A 22116-nucleotide genomic window follows, 5' to 3' on the forward strand; every position below is an offset into this window, starting at 1 on the left:
CAGAGCCTCTGCTTAGCTCGCATTACGCGCAATAAATTTACCTTTGGCGTAAGGCTTTGGCCAGACTGTGACTAATTCCTTTTTCTGCCATTGGAGCATTAGTGGCTCTGCATAAATATTCAGGCCTGTGTCATCAAACTTTACCTTGCCGTTAGTCATTGCCTTAGCCCAGCCCTCTGTAAAAGTGGTGTTCCGCAGAGCTTGAATAATGCCCTCAGGCGCAGTAGTTTTAGTGATGTTGATTGCTTGCACAAGAACGTCTAATGCAACAGCATGCTCAAGGGCTTCATGAACCATGAAGCTGTTATAGCGTTTACGGTATTTATTAGTCAGAGTTGGATCCAAGTCGTAGTTCGCCGAGCAGATAGACAGCACTCCGTTAGCATAATCACCTAGGGCTTGTGAGAAATCTGGAATTACATAGCCTGCGGAGCCACCAACAATCGGAATATTTACTTTTTGTTGACGTAATGCACGAACAATCAAAAGACTATCGTTCAAATAGGAGACAGGGAATACGATTTGCGCATTCGATGCTCGCAATTTATTGATTAACGGTGTTACGTCGATGATGCCTAGTGGATAAGCCTCATCCATCACTATTTCAATATTGGCAGCTTTTGCTGCTGCACGCAGGCCTGTTGCTGTAGAAGTGCCGTAAGCGGTATCTTCGTACAAGATAGCTACTTTATTGATTTTTGTGCCACCAGCTAGCTGAACGGCATAATCCAATTGCGCCTTGCCAATTGCACTGCCTTTAGAGGTCACTTGGAAAACGGTTTTAAATCCACGACCAGTTAGCTGATCTGAATAAGACATGGTTAGTAGTGGAATTCCGCGACGCTCAGTGACTTCCGAGATCGCTAGTGTTAGAGATGAGGCGAAAGCGCCCAAGATGGCGCAACAATCATTTTCAGCAATCATGCGTTGTGCAACTGTCGCCGCAGTGGTTGGGGTTGAAGTGGAGTCTGCAATCACTAGATTAATTTTTGCCCCACCCAGATTCTTGAGGCCGCCACTGTTGTTGATTTCATCCGCAACCAATTCGATGCCTTGACGTGAATTGATGCCAAATTGTGCATTTGCGCCCGATAAAGGGAGAATCACGCCAATATTGACTGTCTTAGTTTGTGACAGCGCAATTGATGGAAATGTACTCGCGATTGTTAGCGCGCTTAAACCTTTTAAAACTTCCCGACGTGTTTGTTGGGAGGCAATCTTTTGATCTTTTTTCATTTCATTCTCCGTTGTATTTGTGGTTGCGAAAATATTATTAATGCTAATATTTTGTCTGTCAATAGTATTGACAGATTGTCATACAATCAATAGTATTGACCCTATGTTGGAAAGAAAAATAATGCTAAAGCCAGAAACACTGCGCTCTCAGGTCGAAAATTTCATTCGACAGGAGATTGTCGCGGGTAGATTTAAGGCCGGCCAGAAGTTAGTTGAGCGTGAGTTATGTGAAATGCTGAATATCAGTAGAGCCCCCTTAAGAGAGGCCCTTCGTAAGTTGGAGGCAGAAAAGCTGATAGTCAATACGCCCCACCGCGGACCCACAGTCAGAACCATTGGACTTTCAGAAGCTAGGGAGATTTATGCCTTAAGGAGTTTGCTGGAAAGTCATGCAGCCCATGAATTTGCAAGATTAGCTACAGATCAGGAGATCGAGGAGCTTCAAAGTGCTGCAAAGGCCTTGAGGCATGGCGGTGAATCAAATTCACGGGAGCAGGTTATAGCTAGTAAGGCACGTTTTTATGAGGTATTGCTTGGGGGAGCTGGCAATAGCTTGGTCCGGGAGATATTGGGAAGTTTGCTAACCCAAGTGAATTTGCTTAGATCTATGTCTTTGATGCACCCAGATCGATTGCATAAAAGTTTAGATGAGATTGACGAGTTGGTAGTCTGTATTACGAAACGTAATCCCGAGGGGGCTCAACTCGTCGCAAAAAATCATATTTTGAATGCTGAGAGTGCAGCTCTTGGTTTTTTAGAATCACAACAACACCAATCACACTAATTATTAAGGAGCTATAAATGAATCGTGAATCTTTTGAAAAAGGCTTAAAAACTCGTCGTGAAGTATTGGGCGCAGACTACGTTGACAACTCAATTAAGAATGCAGATGATTTCAACATGCCAATGCAAGAGTTGGTAACAGAGTATTGCTGGAATGAGATTTGGAATCGTCCGGGCTTAGATCGCCGCACCAGAAGCATCATTAACCTAGCCATGATTACCGCCTTAAATCGTCCACATGAACTCAAGTTGCATGTAAGAGGTGCCATTAATAATGGTTTGACTAAGGACGATATCAAGGAGGTTTTCTTGCATACGGCTATTTATTGCGGCGTACCTGCAGCAATCGATAGCTTTCGTTGTGCCAAGGAAATCTTTAAAGAAATGGGAATCTAATGAATCCAGCGGAGACAAAGATTGCTTTTGTTGGCTTGGGTTTGATGGGTGTGCCTATGGCACACAATCTCCTTAAGGCGGGTTATCAGATTCATGGTTTTGACCTCAATCCAAGTGTGGCAGAAAAGTTTGCAGGAATTACCCAGTTTCAATTTGCAAGCTCCCCAGCTCAGGCCGTTGAAGGATCTGATGTCACTATATTGATGCTGCCTGATAGCGCAATCATTGACGCCATGTTGTGGGGTGGCAATGCAACCTTAGGTGTAGCTGAGAAACTCAAGCGGGGAAGTTATCTCATTGATATGAGCTCCTCTAGTCCTATTTCTTCCAAAGAAAATAATAAAAAATTGGCTGCAATGGGAATCCATTTTGTGGATGCGCCAGTTTCAGGTGGTGTCAAGAAGGCTGTTGATGGATCCTTGGCAATTATTGTGGGCGGTGAAATTGATGACTTTAATGCTTGCTTACCTTTGTTGGAAAAAATGGGCAAGAGCATCGTTTATGTTGGGGACGCAGGTGCAGCTCATGCGGTAAAAGCATTGAATAATTATGTCTCTGCATCTGGTTTGATTGCAGCATCGGAAGCATTAAATGCTGCTGAAAAATTTGGCCTAGATCCTCATATTGTAAATAAGGTATTTAACGCATCGACCGGCAGAAATAACACTACTGAGAATAAAGTCGAGAACTTTATGCTTAATGAGGCTTTTAATTCTGGTTTCTCTTTAGCCTTGATGCGTAAGGACTTACAGATTGCGCTAGGCTTTATTGAAGGTATGGGATGTTACTCAAGTCTAGCTAAGCAATGCGTCTTAACTGCTCAAGCAGCTGACGAGCAATTGGGTAAAAGTGCAGACCACACGGCTATGTACGGCTTTGTTAAGTCGCAGTCTTAACTATCGAAAATAATTAATTGGCTGGAGGAGGCAATATGAAACTTCATATCAAAGTTTTTACTAGTATATTTTTATCTGTCTCACCAGTTGCTTTTGCTGAGTATCCTGATAAGCAGATCACCATGGTTGTGCCGTATGCACCGGCGGGATCAACCGATGTTATGGGCCGCATACTAGCCCAAACGATGTCTAAAAATCTCGGGCAACCTATGGTAGTTGATAATACTGGCGGTGCTGGTGGCACCATTGGCGCCTTGCGCGTTGTTAGAGCCCCAGCTGATGGATATACGATCCTCTTTCACAATATGGCTCAAGCGGCATCACCAGCCTTGTACTCCAAACTTTCCTACGATCCCCAGACGGATTTTTCAGCAATCGGTGTAGTGAATGATGTCCCGATGGTATTGGTGGCTCGAAAAGATTTTCCTGCTAATTCGCTGCAGGGTTTAATTGATTACATCAAAGCAAATCCAGGAAAGCTTAATTTTGCAAATGCAGGCGTTGGATCAACATCTAACTTATGTGAAGTTTTGATGAAGTCCTCTCTTTCTGCTGACTGGACCTCAATCTCGTATAAAGGTACTGGCCCAGCTTTAAATGATCTGCTGGCTGGTCAAGTAGATGTCATTTGTGACCAACCTGCAAGCACGCTTCAACATATAAAAGGCGGAAACTTAAAGGCCCTTGCTGTTGCGACAAAGGAGCGTATCAGCTCCCTGCCGCAGACTCCAACCTTTAGCCAATCAGGTATGCCTGGTTTTCAGTTGACAGTTTGGCATGGGCTATATGCCCCAAAAAATACGCCAAAACCAGTGATTGATCGTTTGGTTGCTTCATTAAATACTGCATTGAAGGACCCTCTTTTGGTTCAGCGTTTCACTGAGATGGATGCCATGATTGTGCCACCAAGCTCTGCAACTCCAGCCTATTTGAGAAATTTTTTAAAAGGAGATGTTGAGCGCTGGAGGATTGCCTTGAAAAACGTTGGGATTAAGCCTGAGTAAGTTGACGTCCCAAAAGTTTTTAATCTGCAATAATTTTTTGGCAGCATTTCATTAGCAATAGGTAGTCTCCGCCATGCTGAGGAGATCTTTAGGGAAATGGGAACATGACGGATCTAGTGGTACTCAGAGTCAATGGAGTGAGCTACTCAATAGCTGCAGAGCCAAATACTCCGCTTCTTTATATTCTGCGAAATGATTTGCAACTGTTTGGAGCGCGTTTTGGCTGTGGTCTTGGACTTTGTGGTGCCTGTAGCGTTTTGATTAATGGGCAAAAGATGCATTCCTGCGATGTACCTCTCTGGGATTGTGTTGGCAAAGATATCGTAACCATAGAGGGCGTTGGCACTCCTGATAAGTTACATGCTTTACAGCAGGCCATCATTGATGAGCAAGCTATGCAGTGTGGTTATTGTGTAAATGGAATCTTGATTACTGCAAAAGCATTACTTGACCAGAATCCCAATCCAACTGAATTAGAAATTCGAGAGGCGCTTGATCGAAATTTGTGCCGTTGTGGAACGCATAATCGATTTATTCGTGCGATTCAAAAAGTGGTTGCAATAAACCAGAGTATTAAAAATGACTAATCAAACCCAGTCTTTTTTGCCACAATATTTGGCAAGTAACCCAAAACTGAGTCAGCGAGTCAGTTTTAATAAAGATCATACTGTGACCATTCGACCCGGTAAGGTCGAGATTGGGCAAGGAATTATTTCTGCTATCGCGCAAATTGCAGCCGAAGAATTGGGGGTTCAGTATTCCTGTATTCAGGTCACGCCTGTCGATACCACCATTAGCCCTAATGAGGCCTCTACCTCAGGAAGTCGCTCTATTCAGGAGGGGGGCGAGAGTATGCGCTATACCTGTGCAGAAATTAGACATCTTTTTCTGGAGGCAGCTGCAGCGAGATTGAATCTTCCGATAGGCCTTATGAAGGTAAGAGATGGCGTTATTTATAGCGACAACAATCCTTTAGAGCTATCCTACTGGGAGCTTTTGGGAGATGTTAATTTAGATGTCGACGCCAACTCCAGGGCGGCTCCTAAAAAGCAAAGTGAGTATCAATTAATTGGATCCTCATTACCGCGCAAGGACATTTTACGAAAGATTACTGGCGCAGCTTTTCTGCATGACATGATCTTGCCAGGAATGCTTCATGGCCGCATTGTTCGCCCTCCATCATTTCATGCGAAATTGATCTCCTGCGAAGAGTCTGCAGTTTTGGCAATGCCAGGCATAAAAAAGGTCATTCGAGATGGAAGCTTTATTGGGGTGGTGGCAGAAAGAGAGGAGCAGGCTATCAAAGCGATGCTCGCAATGCAACATCAATGCAAGTGGAGCGAGGAATCAGTCCTTCCTGACATGGCTGATATTGAAGATTTTTTGTATACCCAAAAATCTGAAGATGAAATCCTAAAGGATGTTTCAACGGGTTTAAACAGCTCAGACTCTCTTATTACCTCTACTTTTACTAGACCCTATTTGGCTCACGCTTCTATAGGACCATCATGCGCTTTAGCTTGGTGGCATGATGATTACTTGGAAGTGTGGTCGCATAGTCAATCAATTTATGCTCTTAGAGATGAGCTGGCTAAGATTTTGAACCTAGATCTTGATCGGGTCATTGTTCGACATGCTGAGGGTGCCGGATGCTATGGACATAATGGTGCCGATGATGTTGCTTTAGATGCTGCCCTATTAGCACTGCAGTTTGATGGCGTACCAGTCCGAGTGCAATGGATGCGTGAAGATGAGTTTGCATGGGAGCCTTTTGGGCCCGCCATGGCAGTCAAGCTCTCTGGGTCGGTAAATGCCAGCGGTCAAATCACATCATGGCAGGAAGAAATTTGGGGTAATCGTCATATTGGCCGTCCAGGTCGACAGTCAAAGCCAGGACTGTTAGCTGCTTGGCATATGGGTGAGGGCATGCAAGCTCCGTTACCAGTAGATATGCCGATTGCGATGGGCGGCGGCAGTCAACGTAATGCGGTTCCTTACTATGAATTGCCAGATTGCAAGGTAATTAATCATGCTATTCAGACTATGCCTATTCGCACCTCAGCTCTCCGTGCTCTAGGGGCATACATCAATATTTTTGCTATTGAATCTTTTATGGATGAGCTTGCTGAAATAGCTCAGTTAGATCCTATCGAATTTCGCTTGCGCCATCTTAAGGATGAAAGAGCTATTGCTGTGCTGAAAGCAGTTAGTACCCAAGCTAATTGGCAAGTTGGCTTTAAGGGTGATGGGACGCATGGTTATGGCGTAGCTTTTGCGCGGTACAAGAATGTTGGTAATTATGCCGCTGTGATTGCAGAAGTTTGTATTGAGGAAAAAATTAAGGTTAAAAAGGTATTTGCTGCAATTGATTGCGGTCTGGTGATTAATCCTAACGGTGTATTAAATCAAATTGAAGGCGGGATCATCCAGTCTGCAAGTTGGACACTCAAGGAGCAAGTGAGGTTTGATAGAACCAGAATAACCTCTCTTAATTGGGAGGAGTATCCAATACTGACCTTCAGCGAGGTACCGCAGGTAGAGATTAGCTTAATGAATCGCCCTGATGAGCCACCTCTAGGAGTGGGCGAAGGAGTCACTGGACCAGTCGCTGCCGCAATAGCAAATGCAGTATCAAATGCAATGGGAATAAGATTACGTCATTTACCGATGACACAAGAAAATGTAATCTCTGCAATGGATGAGCAGTCAGTCTAGATGGTGAATTGCATTTATAAATTAAGTATAAAAAGGCGGAGAATAATGATGAAAAAGTTTGCTTCACTAATTGGAGTGCTACTGTTTATTGGCACATTCTTATCGTCTAGTTTGATATTTGCACGGGTTAATGAATATCCATCGAAGTCGATTAGCATGGTGGTTCCATTTCCTCCTGGCGGTGCAGTTGATCAAGCAGGGCGCGCAATGGCGCAAGCACTCTATGAGGTTTGGAAGCAGCCAGTTGTGATTTTAAATAAGGCGGGAGCCGGTGGAGCAATTGGTATCACTTCCGTTGCTAACGCCCCGCCAGATGGATATACATTACTAGCGACGCATTCAGCAATTCTGAGTCTTCCTGCGTCAGAGAAATTATTTGGCAGAACAGCCTCTTTTGATAGGTCAAATTTCACACCGCTAGCTTTAATTGTTGCAGATCCAGTTGTCCTGATTGTTCCAGCCGATTCACCATGGAAAACAACGCAAGACTTTGTGGCGGATGCAAAAAAAAGACCTGATGCTATTACTTATTCATCCTCTGGAGCGTATAGTGCTCTTCACTTGCCAATGGAGATGTTTGCAAACTCTACCGGTATTAAATTACGCCATGTGCCATTCTCAGGTGGTGGCCCCGCACTGACTGCGTTATTAGGTGGAGTGGTAGATGCTTCAACCGGTGTGCCAGCCGTAGTAGCGCCCCATATAAAGGCTGGAAAATTTCGAGCACTTTTAGTGACTGGCTCCAAGCGCCATCCTTTATTACCAGATGTTCCAACCGCAATCGAGCTTGGTTACAAGGATGTTGAATTTTATCTTTGGGTAGGTTTATTTGGGCCTGCAAAAATGGATGATGATCTAGTTAAAAAAATTCGACAAGGAATTTCTAAGGCAGTTGTAGAGCCAAAATTTGTTGATTACATGAACCAGGCGGGCGCACCTATAGACTATCGCGATGCTCCTGCATTCAATACTTTTTTAACTAAAGATGCTGAGCGTATCGGCGATGTAATTAAGCGCATTGGTAAGGTTGATTAAAGTTAAACAGGTTGTTTTTTTAAATAAATATTGAATATCTAGAGATTAAATAAATGAGCTACTCAAATACACGTCTTTTTATTAATGGGCAATGGTGTGATGCGGATACCGGAAAATCTCTGCCGGTTATTAATCCCGCTACTGGTCTTGAAATTGGAAGAGTTTCTTGTATTGATAGGGCGGGATTAGATAGGGCAGTATTAGCAGCTCAATCAGGCTTTGAGATTTGGCGTAACACCCCTGCTGTAGAGCGGTCAAAAATGATGGAGCTTGCTGCAAAAAATTTGCGTGCTCGAGTCGATCAAATTGCAGTGCTAATGACACAGGAGCAGGGTAAGCCATTTGCTGAGGCTAAGGCCGAGTTAATGATGGCTGCTGAGGTAATAGATTGGTTTGCTGGTGAAGCGCGCAGAGTATATGGCCGCATTGTGCCTGCCCGAAATCATTCCACGCAACAGCAGGTCCTCAAGTTTCCAGTTGGACCTGTTGCTGCATTTACGCCTTGGAATTTTCCTGTCAATCAAATTGTGCGTAAGTTATCGGCAGCATTGAGTGCAGGATGCTCAATGATTGTGAAGGCTCCGGAGGAGACTCCTGCTTCTCCAGCAGCACTGATTCAGGCCTTTATTGACGCTGGAATACCTGCTGGCGTTATTGGATTGATATACGGTAATCCAGCAGAAATTTCCGAATATTTAATAAAGCATCCCATTATCAAAAAAATTACTTTTACTGGGTCTACGCCGGTAGGAAAGCAATTGGCAGCACTGGCTGGATTGCACATGAAGCGCGCAACGATGGAGTTGGGGGGTCATGCTCCAGTAATTATTGCTGAGGATGCTGATGTTCAGTTGGCTGCAAAAGCAGCTGGATCAGCTAAGTTCAGAAATGCCGGTCAGGTGTGCATATCCCCAACTCGTTTTTTGGTGCACGAAAATGTTAAAGATGAGTTTTTGGAGGCCATACTAAGACAAGTTGATGCGCTCAAGGTTGGCAACGGCCTAGATAAAGACATCACTATGGGCCCGCTTGCAAATGATCGTCGTTTAGCTGCAATGGCTGACTTTACCCAGGATGCGATTTCCAAAGGAGCAAAACTCATTACTGGCGGAGAGCGTATTGGTACTGCTGGAAATTTCTTTAAGCCAACCATCTTTGCAGATGTTCCATTAAATGCAAAAGTATTTAATGATGAGCCATTTGGACCGATGCTAGGTATCAGTACATTTAAGAACTTAGACGAAGCTCTTGAGGAGGCCAACAGATTACCTTTTGGTTTGGCTGGTTATGCTTTTACGCAATCTCTGAAAAATTCACATAAAATATCGCAAGAGTTACAGGTAGGTATGCTCTGGATTAATCAGCAAGCTCTAGCATGGCCTGAAATGCCATTTGGTGGAATCAAAGAGTCTGGATATGGCTCGGAGGGTGGATATGAGGCGGTAGAGGCTTACATCAATACCAAGTCAGTTTCTATTTTTAATGGGTGAAGCAGTCTAGACTTTTGTAGATGATTAGTACTGGTAGGGTTGGGGCAATCTAGCGTTAACGAACATACTTAAATGTCCCAACACCTGTAGCAAGAAGCAAGGAAGAGTCGAGCCAGACCTCGCCGCGAGAAAAGAAAATACTGCGGCCTTGTCGCTCTATAAAACCTTTCGCAACTAATACGCTTCCTTCGGCAGAACTTATAAAGTTGGTTGTCAGAGAGAGTGTGACATTGCGTAGCGGGGGATCACCTGGCGGAACGTATAGACCGGCATAACCACAAACAGCATCCAGTAAGGTGCAGATCAGTCCGCCCTGAATCCTCCCAATCCTGTTTTGGTGATTCTCAGTAATCATCAATTTCATCTCTGCGTAGTTCGGACGACAATCTGTTAGCTCTACGCCAAGCCACTCTAGAAATCGATTATCAATGGAGTTCATTACAGGCCTAAAGTGTTTGTGGACGAGATTAAATTCTTGAGATAAAAGAATGTTATTGGAGTTATGACAGTATAGATAAAAGTCAGACTCAACCATTAAATTAATGCGTACCTTTTTTTCTAGCGAAACTTAAGGTCGTAGAGGTTCTAAAAATAAAAATGCCCAGCAGAGCGAGGCTTAGTAAAGCTAGTGGGTCGGGCGAATTCGAACTCGCGACTAACGGTGCTTACACGGCGAGCTGGCGTTGCTTAATTAGCTCTGCAGCCGATATACGAACAATCTTCCCGTCAACGGTAGTTACGATTGCAGTATTGGTTTGAATTGCCAGGTCTATTGCAGCTTGTCCAGCACGTTGCATAGCGTAGTAGGATCCTGCGATATCGGGATCCGAGGAATTACGAATGTCTTTGCTTGTAATAGTCATGGTCAACCTTGGTCTGTTTCCTCAGGTGAAGTTTTATCTCCATCTAACAATACCCACAATTTTAGAGCTTTTTAATATTTGGGTTAATTCTCGATGCCAGAGTTATATCGCCTACGAATGACGTCCTCAGAAATATTTACCTTTTTTGTCTGCAGCTTGAGGTCTTGGGGAGTAGTAAATTAAACCCATTCAAATTATGTGTAATATATTACACAATTTATGCTATAATATGTTTATGAACTTACGTGAAATCGGTCTTAAGGTTGGGCAGCGCCGAACCGATCTGGGTTTATCCCAAGAGCGGTTGGCAAAGCTATGCGGTCTATCAAGGTCAACTATCCACCATCTAGAGAAAGGTAGCTTGAATGATTTGGGCGTAGCTAAATTACTATCTTTGCTATCGTTGCTGGGTTTGGATGTGATTACCCAAGAGCATCTTCAAAAGCATCGCGGCCTGGATATGGCCAGTAAGACAGCAAGTGTGAGCTACAGAACAAAGTTACAAAGTCGTGACTTATCACGTTCATTAGCATGTGGTGTGTTGCCTGAGAAAATTTATCCTCATGTAGCATCTTTATTAGACGAGGCACCATTAGAAATTATTGTGTCTGCTGTTGAGGAGGCGGCGAAGATTAATCGCGTGGCACCTAAAGTCATTTGGAAAAATATTCATCGGTGGGCGCATGAAATGCATTCACCGAGATCGGCTTGGGCTTAAGCTATGAGTAATAGTAATGAGCGCGAGCTTCCTGAAGGTGTGTGGAAAGATTTACTGCCCCATGCGCTTTTGATTATTGAAGATATCCAGAATCACGGAACGCCTGACCCATTCTGGACTTTTGGCGGAGGCACAGTGTTGATGCTTCGCTATCAGCATCGTCTTAGTAAGGACATTGATATATTTGTCCCAGATCCTCAGTATTTAGGGTTTGTTACTCCACGCTTAAGCGATGTAGCTGCAGCAGTAAGCACGGACTACGTTGAAGATCAAAGCTCTTACGTTAAGTTAATTCGTCCAGAAGGGGAAATAGACTTTGTGGCATCTCCAAACTTAACGGAATTACCATTTGAGATGTGGAATATTGGTGGTCAGCAAATTCGGGTAGAAACTGCTGCAGAGATTGTGTCTAAGAAATTATGGCATCGAGGCGATAGGGCCGCTGCTCGTGATTTATTTGATCTGTCATTAGTTATTGAGCGTGAGCCGGAAGCATTGGTAAAGGCAGCTAAGTTCTTGAAAAAGCATGCTGAGCCATTTATTGGTCAGATAGCTAGTAGGGCGGCAGTATTAAAAGCTCAGTTTGCTGAAATTGATGTATTGAATTACAAGCCAAGCTATGACGAGGCAGCGCAGAGAGCAACCTCATTTCTGAGATCGCTAAAGTAAGGGTTAATTACTTATCAGCATTTTTTATTTCAGTAGATTTGATGCTAATTTCTAAGTAAGTAAATGGTTTTAAAGCAAGCATAGAAGAGCTTTTTGAAGGAATCGTAGGCAATAAAAAAGCCCCGCAGAAGCGAGGCTTAGTAATGCTTGGTGGGTCGGGCGAGATTCGAACTCGCAACCAACGGATTAAAAGAGCTGTTTTAACGCCGACAGACTCAATTTAACACAGAATTAATTAAATTGACTCCCGACATGTAGATTGAAAACAAGTTTTAATGGCTCTACATAAATCGCAGAACTTACCTTGGGGATTCTCTTGGAGCGGTCATTTGTATAGGAGGTGTTTTGATCGTTTCTACTGACTCAATCTCTTTTTTAGCTTCTGTCTGAGATGGATCCTGAGTCTCTAAAGGTGGAGTTGGAGCAATGGCAGGATTATTCTTGCCACCCTTAGGTTGAGAGTTGTATTGAGTTATTAAAAAGATCAAAGCTAAGGCGCTACCAAGGTAAGTAAATAATTTAGGATATACGATAGTCTTTTGCTTATCTGTATCAATATCTGGTGCAGCTTCAGCTATTAGCTCTTGTAAATGAGTGCCAATAGAACTTACTTTTTCTAATTCTGCATTCAATTCTTTTTTAATTTTTAATGCATGCTTAGATTCAATCTTAGGAGCTGAGTTAGTTTTATTTGTTTCTTCTAAGTCAACTTTGGAAGATTCTTCAGATTCTGTTTTTTCTATTTCAGAAAGTTGCAATTGAGGCTGTTGATTATTTTTTGTTTCAAAAGCCTCATGGTCCATAAGTCCTAATATTTTTGCTACTTTCCTTGCGCTTTGAATTTTGATTGATTCTGAATAAAAACTCTTATTACCACCGCTTTCAATTTGCTCGATTTGGTTTTGTGAGAGGGTGGCCATACTGGCCAAATCACTCACAGATAACCCTTGTGCATGCCTAGCTTTTTTAAAACTTTCTCCAATAATTGTTGGAATAAAAGTGTGGCTTCTCATACCAAAATATTTAAATTGTGCGCTGGGTTAAATTTTTTTCTCAAACGAGTAAAAATTAGACAATTAAGATTGCTTAATTAAGAATCGAGGAATAGCCTCATCTGCTTGAAGAGCATCTCTTATTGGGGCTAAATCTGAAGCTTCACTAAGAGTATTAATATTAATGTTCAATGCTTGTGCATAAGCATTGGAATAGCTCAAGATCTTTTCTAAATCATTTTCAAAAGCAAAAAAATTGCCATTTTCAATATGCACCAATGAGGCTACGCTTAAACCACATTGTTTGGATATATTTTGAAGGTTCGCTCTTTGTGTCTCTCGAGAGCTTCTCAATAACTTACCAATTTGCTTAGCGCAACGTATATCAACTGGGGACACAATGCACCAATATATTAAATAAAAGCAAATTTTATAATTAATTCAGAGGCTTATGCAACTAGGTGATTACACTAATATCCTGTTGAAATTAAATGTTAGCTGGAGCATCAACTTTAATCAGGATTCTTAATGGGTAAAGCCCGGAAAATAGAGTTGGAATAACACTAATCCTGCTACATTCCTAAAAATTGAAATACGCGATTAATTAAATTTTTGCGTTCAGTTTGATCTGGCTTATGATGCACGGTTTTCTCATTTGCTTGTTTCAGCAGAAGAACTTGATCAACGATATCTTGCGTTAAATACGGATTTTTTCTCAGAATTGGCTCAATGTCTGATTTTGCAATTGACATGAGTATGACTCTGCTTTGAGCAATGACACTGGCTGTATGGCGTTCACCTGTTAGTAATGACATTTCACCGATCACATCTCCTGGCCAGCACTTAGCAAGTTTAATCACTTTTGCGGGGTCTTCGCCTGATAATTCAATACTTAATTTACCTTCGGTAACTATAAAAATAGAGTCTTTAAGCTCTCCTTGATTTAGGAGAATTTCTTGCGGGCTCAGTCTGATAAATCTCGCCTTATTTTCTAAGTTCTGAGTCTCTTCTGCATTAAGTGATTTAAGAACACCAAATTCCTTTAACTGCAGTAGTCGGTGAGGGGTCTTATCCGGTAAATCCAAATTTGAATTTTTTTGCGCTTGGTAAGGTGTTAAATCAAAGCCAGCAGATTTTAAAAAACGTACAGCAGCATTAATTACGAAATGATTAGATTCACTAAGTGAAATACTTGGATGACATCGATATTCAAGTATGAATTTCATATGACCTTGTGATAGGGTCCTTACGCGTGTACTGTATTCGCCGTGATAATGGTGGTTTAGATAATGAACATATTCTAGAGAATCTTCTAGGATGGGAATAATTTCCGAGTGCGGGAATCGATTGCTTAGTTCAATCTCAGCATTTCTTACTGCTACATTCCCATGAGTACTGTAATTAATAATGGATTGTTGTAGAAAGAGGCTGTTCCGAATGAGCCGTGTGGTGTGGCTTGTATCTTTTAAAGTAACTATCTGCTGATCCAAGTCAATTACTTTGGCAACAATTGTTTCCTCACCGTGCTTTAAAGAAACCCAGTCACCAATTCTGGCTATCCGACTAATTTGAATTTGTGCGCTAGCTAAAATATCAGAAATGATCTCTCGAAATGCATATGCCAAAATAACGCTGATGACGCCTGAGGCGGCAAGCAAGCTTTTAACAGGTAACTCATATAGTTTGATTGCTCCAAATAGCCCTAGTAAGCCATAAACCAAAATAGAGAAAACTTGAATCAAGATTTTTGGGATAAAAATTTTCTTATTGTTACGATTAATATCTGCGACGAGAATTCTGACTAACCCATCAATAGTGATTCCAAAAGCCAATAATTGGGCTAGAACAGCATATTGCTTTGCATCGAAGCTATCTGCGTTTTGAAGGCTCACTATTTCCCAGGACCAAATGGTGGAGTATTGGCTCTGTAGCCAAATGAAAATTGCTCCATTTAGCAAAATAAGGATTCCAAGCTGTACTAAATCTTTGATAGATAAAAAATGGTGTTTTGAGTTTGTCATGGTCAAGTTAGAGGATGTTTAAATCGAATATTACACAATCCTATTTGCCCTTTTGACGCTATTTAGCATCCATTGCATACCCACAGATTCTGTTGTACAGAAAATATATATAATAATTCTTTAAATTATCCGTATTTGCTGTAAGTAGTCCAAAAATAAAGCGCTTACATCAACATCTCTAAAACCAATAAAAATGAGACAAGTAAAAATCATCATTACCAACCAAAAGGGTGGGGTTGGTAAAAGCACTATTGCTTCAAACTTAGCTGGCTATTTTTCTAATCACCATCAAAAGAAAATCTCTTTTATTGACTACGATAGGCAGGGTAGCGGTGCTTCCTTAATAAAAAAGATTCATGACCAAAATATCCAGGTTTTCAAAAAAGAGCTGTTCTTTAAACAGGGCTCTAATTGGAGTCTAATTGAAGCTAGACAGGCATTAAATACTCATTCTTCTGGGGTAGATATTGTTATTGCAGATTTAACTTGGACCTTTGGTTTGCCCTATGATTTTTTATTGGACTTTGATTTAATTATTGTTCCTTCATCTGATACTTCACTTGAAGTTGCCAGCACAGAAATTTTTATCCTGGAGTATTTTCAAAAAAATATGGATAAATTGCGCTCAATGAATCAATCCATTATTGTGGTTCCAAGTCGCATTGATCCTAGTCATAGTGAGATCCCTAAATTTAGTGGTTTAGATTTTTTAACGAGCTGCTCGATTGCGCCGCCAATTTATAGAATTCCCAGCATTGATCGTTACTATGAAGAGGGTTTTTTATGTACCTCTGCTGATCCTGTAATTGCAGAAAATTTTCTAAATTTAGGTAAATTTGTTCATGACAGACTAGAATTTATGAGTTTTCTAATCGTTCCTGCGAATAGATTTCTCTCAAAGCCCGCATCTAAATATCAAGCTAAGGATAGCATTCAAAAAACTAGGACTGAACCATCAAAAATTTTAGGAAATACCAAAAGTAGTCAAACTCCAAAAACGATCGAAATTCCAAAAGAGAAGGAATTTAGTTATATCCCCAGTTTTTTGCGAAGAAAAAAATAGTGCGGCAAGGTATGAAAAAGGGCCTGCGTATTTCTTTTAAATTAGCCTATTGCCGAAGTTATCCCTAAAGGCCAAGCTTGCATTCTTGATAATAAGACTGTGAAAATAGGCTATATATTCCATAAATTCAATCAATTATCTGGAGTGCTAGTTTAGAATTGAAGAGCTTCTTGTGTCAGAAACTTGAGATCTAGAAATGAATCAAGTCACTTAAATTAAAATACTGAAAAACTATCTTAGGCATATTTCATGTTTGACTTTAGCAAAATTGAGCGTTTAAAGAGCAAAGCTGATAAGGGTGACGTGAAAGCCCAAATCGAACTTGCGCAAGAATATTTTTCTGGCCGCAACGTTCAGGCCAGCCTCTCTACAAGTTTTTCTTACTATTCCAGGGCTGCAAGGCAAAACGATCCTGAAGCAATTTATAAGTTGGGCGAATATCAAGATATTGGCTGGGGTTGCCCCATGAGCCCCGGTAATGCGTTTCAGAACTTTTACAAGGCCGCCAAAATGGGTCATCTGAAAGCTATTTTGAGTCTAGCCCATTACTATCAAACTGGCCGAGCTGGAATTGTCGATTACGACAAAGCAATCATAAATTATCAGTTAGCTGTCAAAATGGGGCATCTGCAGGCTAAGGATAAAATTATTAAGCTTCAAGAGCTTAAAAAGAATGCTCCCGCGTACAAACCACCGGTTCCGTCTACTGCAACTCGCGAGACAACTTCAGCAGGAAACAAACCTGCTCAAAAGCCTACTGCTGAAATCAAAATCGAGGATATTCCCTTTTTTAATGGCCTGAGTGGCACCGATCTTATTTACTTGATGGGTCTAGTTTCTAATGTTGAGGGAAAAAAAGGACAGTTTCTTTTCTGCGAAGGGGACGAGCCTAATGGCCTTTTTATTCTTTTAAAAGGGCAATGCACGATTCGATTGGCCAATATCAGCACCAACACCTTTAATGAAATTAAATCGGTTAGCCCTGGTGAATATGTAGGAGAGTTTGGCCTGATTGATGGTTTGCCTCGCTCTGCTTCAGTAGTGATCACTGAGGATGCCGAGATGATGTTCTTGCCGACTCAGGTATTTCAAGCGGCTATTGAAAGTCAAAAAGGTTTGGCAGAAGTTGTCACCAGAAATTTGCTCACCTTCATTCGTAATGGCAATATCCGTATTGAAGAAAAAGACCTAAAAGCCCTTGTTTACAGTGGTCAACCCGTTGCGCCTACCCTGCTAAATATGAAATTACTGGTGGGAATATTGCGCGCCAGTAATAGTACTAAGCAAGTTAATTATTGGGAGCGATAAGGCTGCTTTGCGTTGAAATCACCCAGAATGAGCATGGTTGCATCATCACTGGTTTGCAGTTTATTTTCAGCAAACAAAGTTTGCACCTTTGCGATACCCTCTTTGGGGGATAAGTCACCAATAAGTTTGATGAGTGAAACTACTCCCGCTAGGCCAATCTCATCATTAGTGCCTGTGACTCTCGCCTCCAGGATGCCATCAGTAAATATAAATATTTTTTTTGCTTCTAAGTGAATGTGTTCACTGTTCCAATCTAATTCCTCTGAAGGAACAATGCCAATTGGAGGTAGTGAAGAAGCATGAGTATCAATCTCTAATTTTGGATCACAGATCACAATATTGCCATGTCCACAGTTGAGGTATTCCACTTCTTTTGTCAGTAGATCGTACTTTCCAATCAATAGCGTTACAAACCCCGTAGAACCTTCAAAGCGTTCGATCATTTGATACATCTCATGATTTAAAGATTTAGCAATAGCGGCTGGCGATTGCCCCTCATTTGCCATGTATCGAAATAATGCTAGGCATCTAGCCACAGTTAGGGCAGCAGGGATTCCTTTTCCAGAGACATCACCTTCACAAAAAAGGATTTCATTGCCAATTTGAAGGTAGTCTAAAAAATCGCCTGATAGATTACGCGCTGGGACGACCAAGCCATGAATGACATCAATATTTTGTAGGGAGGCAAATAGATTTTTCTGTGTTTCTTCAGCAGTGGACAAATCTCGTTTAATTAAGGCATCTTTAATCATTTGCTCAGTCAGAGATAGATTTTCAAAAGCCACTCCAAGAATCAGGGCTAGCCTCTCAAAAGACTCCAAATGAGATTCATCAAATTGAGTAATTTGACCATTGTCCATGCGGTTAATTGCTTGCAGGCAGCCATAACAATGCTTACCCGAAATAATGGGAACCGTCAGAATCGAGTGGGTTTCAAAGCCAGTTTTTTGATCAACTGCAGAAAAGTGATTTGTATCTGATTTAGCATCTTTAATCAGCGATCCTGCTTGTGTAGTGAAGGCTTTTCCAACTAAGCCTGCACCGGAGGGTATCAACAATCCTTTGATATCTACAGGACCGATACAGATCTCACATTGAAGTTTTGTTTTATCGCTATTTGCTAGAAATAAGGAAATAGCCTGCGCCTGAATAGATTCCAAAATAATAGGAAGCGCCCAATTGAGCGCCAAAATTAGGTTTCTATTCTGGGCATAGCGTTGAATAATGCCAATAATGAGATTGCTAAGAAGGTCGTCAAATGGCTTATTGGACGTCACAGAATGCATAGAATCTCTATATTTAATGGGGTTAAAATAAGTCCGCCTTTAGTTATAAAAGGGTATTTTCAGTATTCTACGAGAATCAGTCAATTAGTATGCTTTTCATGGCTACAGGGCTGATATTTACACATTAGACATAGTCGTTAGTATTTCATTATTAGATTCATCCAAACCGTTCAGATTAGTTTATGGCAATCAACTTTTTGTCCAATATGAATAAGCGGAAAATGAGCCCTTTAAAGGTAGGGCTCATTGCCACTATTTTTCTATTTAGTCTGAGTTTTTTTGACATTATTGGCATGAATGATTTTGGGAGCAAGAAATCTTTAGATTTCCTATCTCAATCTTTCCCATACGAAAAATATTATCCAGATAACTCTACTGGGTTAATCCTCGTTGCAATTGATGACGACTCATTAAGTAAGTTGGGGCAGTGGCCCTGGCCAAGACAGGTCATTGCGAAAATTATTGATAATGCGAAAAAAAGCGGTATTGCAGCTATCGGCGTAGATCTACTGTTCCTGGAGGAGGATCGATACTCCCCTAATCAGCTCGCTAGCAATTTACATATACCTGTTGCAACTTTGAAAAGCTTGGGATTTGAAAGCGGCGATATTAAATTGGACGAAGTATTGGCTCAATCACCAGCCGTGATTGCTTTTTCATTAGGCAAGAGTGAGCAAACTAGCGCGCAAGTTGATCATTCTGCCCCCCGTAATTTATTTGTTAGCTCCAACGATGTGAGCGAGCAACTGTTGTCAACACCTAACCTCATTCTTCCTCAAAAAACAATTAAAAGTGCGCCTGGGTTGGGGTTTGTCAATGCTCTTGAAGAGGGTGGCCTTATTCGTGAAAACTTTATGGTCTCAAACTATCGAGGCCAATTAATTCCCTCCCTCAGTTTGGAAATGCTGAGAGTTGCCCAAGGTGCCCGCAATTATGTGATTAAGCAAACTGATAGCGGACATGGACTTTTAATTAAGACTGGCGACTTTATTGTGCAGACCAACTTGAAAGGGCAAATGCCGTACCACCATGGCAATACCCAACGCTTTAAACAAATTTCGGCTTCTCGATTTTTAGATGGACCAGTGGCTGGCTTAGATAATAATCTGGCGGTCTTAGGGGTTAACGCATTGGCTTTGGGTGACCGGCATGCCACGACTAATGAAGATTCCATCCCTGGCGCGCTAATGCACTTACAAACCTTAGATCAAATATTGTCCGAACGCTACATTACAAGCAACTTGGTTTTTGATCGAATGATTTTTTTTCTATGCGCGTTAATTGCTATTGCGGTTTGTTATTCGGTGGTTCATGTTCCATTAATGTATTCCCTCATGATTGTGAGTATTAGCTTTACGCTGCTAATGGGAATCTCTGCTTATTCATTTATTCAACATGGATTTGTATTTAATTTTTTAACCAGCTCCTTGATTTTAAGTAGTGGCGGATTTATTACCTATGTTCTGCAGTCTTTTTACGAAGAGCGTTTGAGAAAAAAATTACAAAGCTCCTTTGCGCAGTATGTTCCACCTGATGTCGTAAAGCGGATTTCAAAAAGTGATCTCGCACCCAAGTTAGGTGGAGAACTGATACAGGCAAGCGTTCTTTTTTTAGATTTGAGAGGTTTTACCTCTTTAACCGAAAAACTTAAACCACACCCAGAATTAATGGTGAAGGTGATTGGCACCATCATGAATGAAGTGACGGCCAGGCTCATAGAAAGTGGCGCCACGATTGATAAGTACATTGGCGATGCAGTCATGGCTTTTTGGAATGCGCCTGAAAAACAAGACAATCATACAATTCGCGCAATTTATGGAGCCTGTCGAATCCAAGAGGATCTAGAGTTGATCCGTTCTCAAATTTATAACATTGACCCCATAACGCATGAAATTAAAATTGCGTTTGGTATTGGAATTTGCTCTGGGCCAATAACGGTTGGCAACTTTGGTTCTGATTTTCGCTTTAACTATACCGCTCTTGGGGATGCTGTGAATACTGCGTCACGATTAGAGAGCTTAACTAAAGAAAAAGGTCAACCTATATTGATCGTCTCCGATAGTTTAATTGACGGTCAAATTCTAGAATTTAATAATAGATCCATGCAAATCAATTTAGTGGGCAGTACGGAGATTCGAGGCAAGATTGAAGTACTCAATACTTTTACTGCAAAATTTGTGAGCTAATTTACTTTACTGATCAACGCATAGTCTTATCGATAATTTTAGATTCATGTATCCACTACCCCATCATCACTCTTACCTCGCAAAAGTATTTGTAGGATTTTTTATGGTGGGCATTGGATCAGCATTGGCTCAAAGTCCGGCTCCATTAGTTAATCTGCAGAGTCAAACACCTGGCTCAGTAGACTTTTCGAATGATCAATTTACCCCCTTGGATGGGGGTAGGCAAAAAAAAGCAGATGCCTTATTTGAGAAGGTCTATCAAAATCCAAGCTCTTTACCGCTAAACGTTGAGCTTGCTCTTGCGCAACTCGAAATCGGGAACTTTAAGGGCGCATCAGCTACCTTAGATCGTGTTTTAAGTCTATATCCTAACGAGCCCAGAGTTCAGTTACTAATGGCGCAAACTGAAAAGCGTTTAGGTAATGCTGTAGAGGCTAAGGGTTATTTTCAAGAGGTGATCGACAATCCCTTAGCCAATCAATTGCAAAAGGACGCTGCCAAGGCAGAGCTGAGTACTCTTGAGTATGACGAAAAAGTTTGGAAATATAGCGGTATTTTGCAGGGGGGTATTGGGAGATCTATGAACCCCCTAAGCTCTCCAAGATATTTGACGATCCAAGGATTTGATCTTGCAAATCCATCCTATGCGTCTAACTATGCAACAGCATTGATGTATTTTGGTTCGGTGAGTTTTGAGCGCTCTCTTGAAAATCAAGCGAATGAATCCATGGTGGTGACGCTGAGTCGCTTTAACCAGCAATATCAAAATTCCAACCCTGATATTAATTATGGCTTAGCGAATTTAGGGGTCAACACAGGAACAATTGCATATCAGTCTGGCGATATCACGGATCGTTTTACTTTAGGCTGGAATAGTTCCCAAACTACTCTAAGTAATAAGGGGTATATGAATAGTAATTGGGCTTCTAGCTCCTACCAAAAAGCAGTTGGTGAGAACTTCCTTGCCAATGGTAGTTTTAATTATGGCTATAACAATCAATTAGAAGGGCAAAACTATTCCGGAACTGCCGCAAGAAGTAACTTGATGACCGGCTACATTTTGAGCGGTAAATACTTTATTAATGCTAACTGGTTAGCTGAGGCAAATCTATCGCACTATAACTATGCTGCCAAGGTGAGTTATGAAAGCTATATGATGAATTATGAGTCAGCGAGCATTAGTTATTTTTTTAAATACGGCATGATCACGGGATTTGTGAGTAATCTTAGCAATCAGTATGCAGATGTTGACCCAATTAGTGGGATTCAAAAACAGATCCAAACAGCCAGTATTGGTGGCTCATATACAGTAGCACTCCCGTATTTCACAAGACCTGAGCGCAAAGATTTAACGATGAGTGTAAATTATCAGCAAAGTAATTCAAGCTCGAATGTACAAACCTATGCCAGCCAATCAAGGCAGTATATGTTGGTTTTCAGTAAAGGCTTTTAATC

General features: G+C 41.4%; 21 protein-coding genes. 14 read left to right on the forward strand and 7 right to left on the reverse strand.

Translation table 11 applies throughout. The features are described 5' to 3' along the window. Window positions 1–12 precede the first annotated feature (12 nt). Window positions 13–1236 (reverse strand): ABC transporter substrate-binding protein, encoded by a 1224-nt coding sequence (locus tag FD977_RS02645; RefSeq protein WP_215306092.1) that lies wholly within the window; start codon window positions 1234–1236, stop codon window positions 13–15. Between the two features lie 121 nt (window positions 1237–1357). On the opposite strand from FD977_RS02645, the gene FD977_RS02650 reads away from it, so the two are divergent. From FD977_RS02650 to FD977_RS02685, 8 genes are all read left to right on the forward strand, one after another. After that, window positions 1358–2020 (forward strand): GntR family transcriptional regulator, encoded by a 663-nt coding sequence (locus FD977_RS02650; protein ID WP_251369524.1) that lies wholly within the window; start codon window positions 1358–1360, stop codon window positions 2018–2020. A gap of 17 nt (window positions 2021–2037) precedes the next feature. Continuing rightward, complete coding sequence (gene pcaC / locus FD977_RS02655) at window positions 2038–2415, forward strand: 4-carboxymuconolactone decarboxylase (RefSeq protein ID WP_215306096.1); 378 nt, start codon at window positions 2038–2040, stop codon at window positions 2413–2415. Further along, window positions 2415–3311, forward strand: coding sequence for an NAD(P)-dependent oxidoreductase (locus FD977_RS02660; protein WP_215306097.1), 897 nt, complete (start codon window positions 2415–2417; stop codon window positions 3309–3311). The genes pcaC and FD977_RS02660 overlap by 1 nt, the downstream gene beginning before the upstream one ends. Before the next feature lie 35 nt (window positions 3312–3346). Continuing rightward, entirely contained in the window at window positions 3347–4315 is a 969-nt protein-coding gene (locus tag FD977_RS02665) for a tripartite tricarboxylate transporter substrate-binding protein (RefSeq protein WP_215306099.1), read from the forward strand. A gap of 104 nt (window positions 4316–4419) precedes the next feature. Beyond that, a complete protein-coding gene (locus tag FD977_RS02670) occupies window positions 4420–4902 on the forward strand; it encodes a (2Fe-2S)-binding protein (RefSeq protein WP_215306100.1) in 483 nt (160 codons plus the stop codon). Beyond that, window positions 4895–7030: a molybdopterin cofactor-binding domain-containing protein gene (locus FD977_RS02675; RefSeq protein ID WP_215306102.1), complete on the forward strand. Its 2136-nt coding sequence runs from the start codon at window positions 4895–4897 to the stop codon at window positions 7028–7030. Before FD977_RS02670 ends, FD977_RS02675 begins: the two co-directional genes overlap by 8 nt. Before the next feature lie 45 nt (window positions 7031–7075). Then, entirely contained in the window at window positions 7076–8065 is a 990-nt protein-coding gene (locus FD977_RS02680; RefSeq protein WP_215306104.1) for a tripartite tricarboxylate transporter substrate binding protein, read from the forward strand. Between the two features lie 53 nt (window positions 8066–8118). Next, window positions 8119–9555 (forward strand): NAD-dependent succinate-semialdehyde dehydrogenase, encoded by a 1437-nt coding sequence (locus FD977_RS02685; protein ID WP_215306106.1) that lies wholly within the window; start codon window positions 8119–8121, stop codon window positions 9553–9555. 55 nt (window positions 9556–9610) lie between these two features. Here the strand turns inward: FD977_RS02685 and FD977_RS02690 are convergent, their stop codons facing one another. Together FD977_RS02690 and FD977_RS02695 are read right to left on the reverse strand one after the other, a co-directional pair. Then, window positions 9611–9994 (reverse strand): PaaI family thioesterase, encoded by a 384-nt coding sequence (locus tag FD977_RS02690; protein WP_215306107.1) that lies wholly within the window; start codon window positions 9992–9994, stop codon window positions 9611–9613. Between the two features lie 226 nt (window positions 9995–10220). After that, window positions 10221–10418, reverse strand: a complete 198-nt coding sequence (locus FD977_RS02695; RefSeq protein ID WP_215306108.1) for a hypothetical protein — start codon at window positions 10416–10418, stop codon at window positions 10221–10223. Window positions 10419–10653: 235 nt separating this feature from the next. Between FD977_RS02695 and FD977_RS02700 the strand changes: the two genes are divergently transcribed. Continuing rightward, window positions 10654–11136, forward strand: a complete 483-nt coding sequence (locus FD977_RS02700; RefSeq protein WP_215306109.1) for a helix-turn-helix transcriptional regulator — start codon at window positions 10654–10656, stop codon at window positions 11134–11136. A gap of 3 nt (window positions 11137–11139) precedes the next feature. Continuing rightward, window positions 11140–11805 (forward strand): nucleotidyl transferase AbiEii/AbiGii toxin family protein, encoded by a 666-nt coding sequence (locus FD977_RS02705; protein ID WP_215306110.1) that lies wholly within the window; start codon window positions 11140–11142, stop codon window positions 11803–11805. A gap of 299 nt (window positions 11806–12104) precedes the next feature. Here FD977_RS02705 and FD977_RS02710 read toward each other — a convergent pair whose 3' ends face one another. The 3 genes from FD977_RS02710 to FD977_RS02720 all read right to left on the reverse strand — a co-directional run bounded on the left by FD977_RS02710 (window position 12105) and on the right by FD977_RS02720 (window position 14818). After that, the gene (locus FD977_RS02710; protein WP_215306111.1) at window positions 12105–12818 is read right to left on the reverse strand and encodes a helix-turn-helix domain-containing protein; all 714 of its coding nucleotides are present in this window, start codon (window positions 12816–12818) and stop codon (window positions 12105–12107) included. A gap of 63 nt (window positions 12819–12881) precedes the next feature. Continuing rightward, the gene (locus tag FD977_RS02715) at window positions 12882–13196 is read right to left on the reverse strand and encodes a RodZ family helix-turn-helix domain-containing protein (protein WP_215306112.1); all 315 of its coding nucleotides are present in this window, start codon (window positions 13194–13196) and stop codon (window positions 12882–12884) included. A 173-nt stretch (window positions 13197–13369) separates the two neighbouring features. Beyond that, complete coding sequence (locus FD977_RS02720) at window positions 13370–14818, reverse strand: mechanosensitive ion channel family protein (RefSeq protein ID WP_215306113.1); 1449 nt, start codon at window positions 14816–14818, stop codon at window positions 13370–13372. A gap of 193 nt (window positions 14819–15011) precedes the next feature. On the opposite strand from FD977_RS02720, the gene FD977_RS02725 reads away from it, so the two are divergent. Beyond that, entirely contained in the window at window positions 15012–15881 is an 870-nt protein-coding gene (locus FD977_RS02725; protein WP_215306115.1) for a ParA family protein, read from the forward strand. Window positions 15882–16130: 249 nt separating this feature from the next. Beyond that, complete coding sequence (locus FD977_RS02730) at window positions 16131–17189, forward strand: cyclic nucleotide-binding domain-containing protein (RefSeq protein ID WP_215306117.1); 1059 nt, start codon at window positions 16131–16133, stop codon at window positions 17187–17189. On the opposite strand, the gene FD977_RS02735 is transcribed toward FD977_RS02730, so the two are convergent. After that, window positions 17174–18475: a GAF domain-containing SpoIIE family protein phosphatase gene (locus FD977_RS02735; protein WP_215306119.1), complete on the reverse strand. Its 1302-nt coding sequence runs from the start codon at window positions 18473–18475 to the stop codon at window positions 17174–17176. The two genes, FD977_RS02730 and FD977_RS02735, sit on opposite strands and share 16 nt — an antisense overlap. Window positions 18476–18696: 221 nt before the next feature. On the opposite strand from FD977_RS02735, the gene FD977_RS02740 reads away from it, so the two are divergent. Both FD977_RS02740 and FD977_RS02745 read left to right on the forward strand, forming a co-directional pair. After that, window positions 18697–20661: a CHASE2 domain-containing protein gene (locus FD977_RS02740; protein WP_215306121.1), complete on the forward strand. Its 1965-nt coding sequence runs from the start codon at window positions 18697–18699 to the stop codon at window positions 20659–20661. Between the two features lie 46 nt (window positions 20662–20707). After that, window positions 20708–22114, forward strand: a complete 1407-nt coding sequence (locus FD977_RS02745) for a tetratricopeptide repeat protein (RefSeq protein ID WP_215306122.1) — start codon at window positions 20708–20710, stop codon at window positions 22112–22114. Window positions 22115–22116: the final 2 nt, after the last annotated feature.

It is taken from the genome of Polynucleobacter sp. AP-Elch-400A-B2 (assembly GCF_018688355.1).
GTDB lineage: Bacteria > Pseudomonadota > Gammaproteobacteria > Burkholderiales > Burkholderiaceae > Polynucleobacter.

Excerpts from the sequence above, each read along its gene's own strand:
- FD977_RS02650 (WP_251369524.1), top strand. The coding sequence starts at position 1,358 with ATGCTAAAGCCAGAAACACTGCGCTCTCAGGTCGAAAATTTCATTCGA.
- FD977_RS02705 (WP_215306110.1), top strand. The coding sequence starts at position 11,140 with ATGAGTAATAGTAATGAGCGCGAGCTTCCTGAAGGTGTGTGGAAAGAT.
- FD977_RS02645 (WP_215306092.1), bottom strand. The coding sequence starts at position 1,236 with ATGAAAAAAGATCAAAAGATTGCCTCCCAACAAACACGTCGGGAAGTT.
- FD977_RS02695 (WP_215306108.1), bottom strand. The coding sequence starts at position 10,418 with ATGACTATTACAAGCAAAGACATTCGTAATTCCTCGGATCCCGATATC.
- FD977_RS02700 (WP_215306109.1), top strand. The coding sequence starts at position 10,654 with ATGAACTTACGTGAAATCGGTCTTAAGGTTGGGCAGCGCCGAACCGAT.
- FD977_RS02740 (WP_215306121.1), top strand. The coding sequence starts at position 18,697 with ATGAGCCCTTTAAAGGTAGGGCTCATTGCCACTATTTTTCTATTTAGT.
- FD977_RS02730 (WP_215306117.1), top strand. The coding sequence starts at position 16,131 with ATGTTTGACTTTAGCAAAATTGAGCGTTTAAAGAGCAAAGCTGATAAG.
- FD977_RS02675 (WP_215306102.1), top strand. The coding sequence starts at position 4,895 with ATGACTAATCAAACCCAGTCTTTTTTGCCACAATATTTGGCAAGTAAC.
- FD977_RS02680 (WP_215306104.1), top strand. The coding sequence starts at position 7,076 with ATGATGAAAAAGTTTGCTTCACTAATTGGAGTGCTACTGTTTATTGGC.
- FD977_RS02670 (WP_215306100.1), top strand. The coding sequence starts at position 4,420 with ATGACGGATCTAGTGGTACTCAGAGTCAATGGAGTGAGCTACTCAATA.
- FD977_RS02745 (WP_215306122.1), top strand. The coding sequence starts at position 20,708 with ATGTATCCACTACCCCATCATCACTCTTACCTCGCAAAAGTATTTGTA.
- FD977_RS02710 (WP_215306111.1), bottom strand. The coding sequence starts at position 12,818 with ATGAGAAGCCACACTTTTATTCCAACAATTATTGGAGAAAGTTTTAAA.
- pcaC (WP_215306096.1), top strand. The coding sequence starts at position 2,038 with ATGAATCGTGAATCTTTTGAAAAAGGCTTAAAAACTCGTCGTGAAGTA.
- FD977_RS02685 (WP_215306106.1), top strand. The coding sequence starts at position 8,119 with ATGAGCTACTCAAATACACGTCTTTTTATTAATGGGCAATGGTGTGAT.
- FD977_RS02720 (WP_215306113.1), bottom strand. The coding sequence starts at position 14,818 with ATGACAAACTCAAAACACCATTTTTTATCTATCAAAGATTTAGTACAG.
- FD977_RS02660 (WP_215306097.1), top strand. The coding sequence starts at position 2,415 with ATGAATCCAGCGGAGACAAAGATTGCTTTTGTTGGCTTGGGTTTGATG.
- FD977_RS02665 (WP_215306099.1), top strand. The coding sequence starts at position 3,347 with ATGAAACTTCATATCAAAGTTTTTACTAGTATATTTTTATCTGTCTCA.
- FD977_RS02690 (WP_215306107.1), bottom strand. The coding sequence starts at position 9,994 with ATGAACTCCATTGATAATCGATTTCTAGAGTGGCTTGGCGTAGAGCTA.
- FD977_RS02735 (WP_215306119.1), bottom strand. The coding sequence starts at position 18,475 with ATGCATTCTGTGACGTCCAATAAGCCATTTGACGACCTTCTTAGCAAT.
- FD977_RS02725 (WP_215306115.1), top strand. The coding sequence starts at position 15,012 with ATGAGACAAGTAAAAATCATCATTACCAACCAAAAGGGTGGGGTTGGT.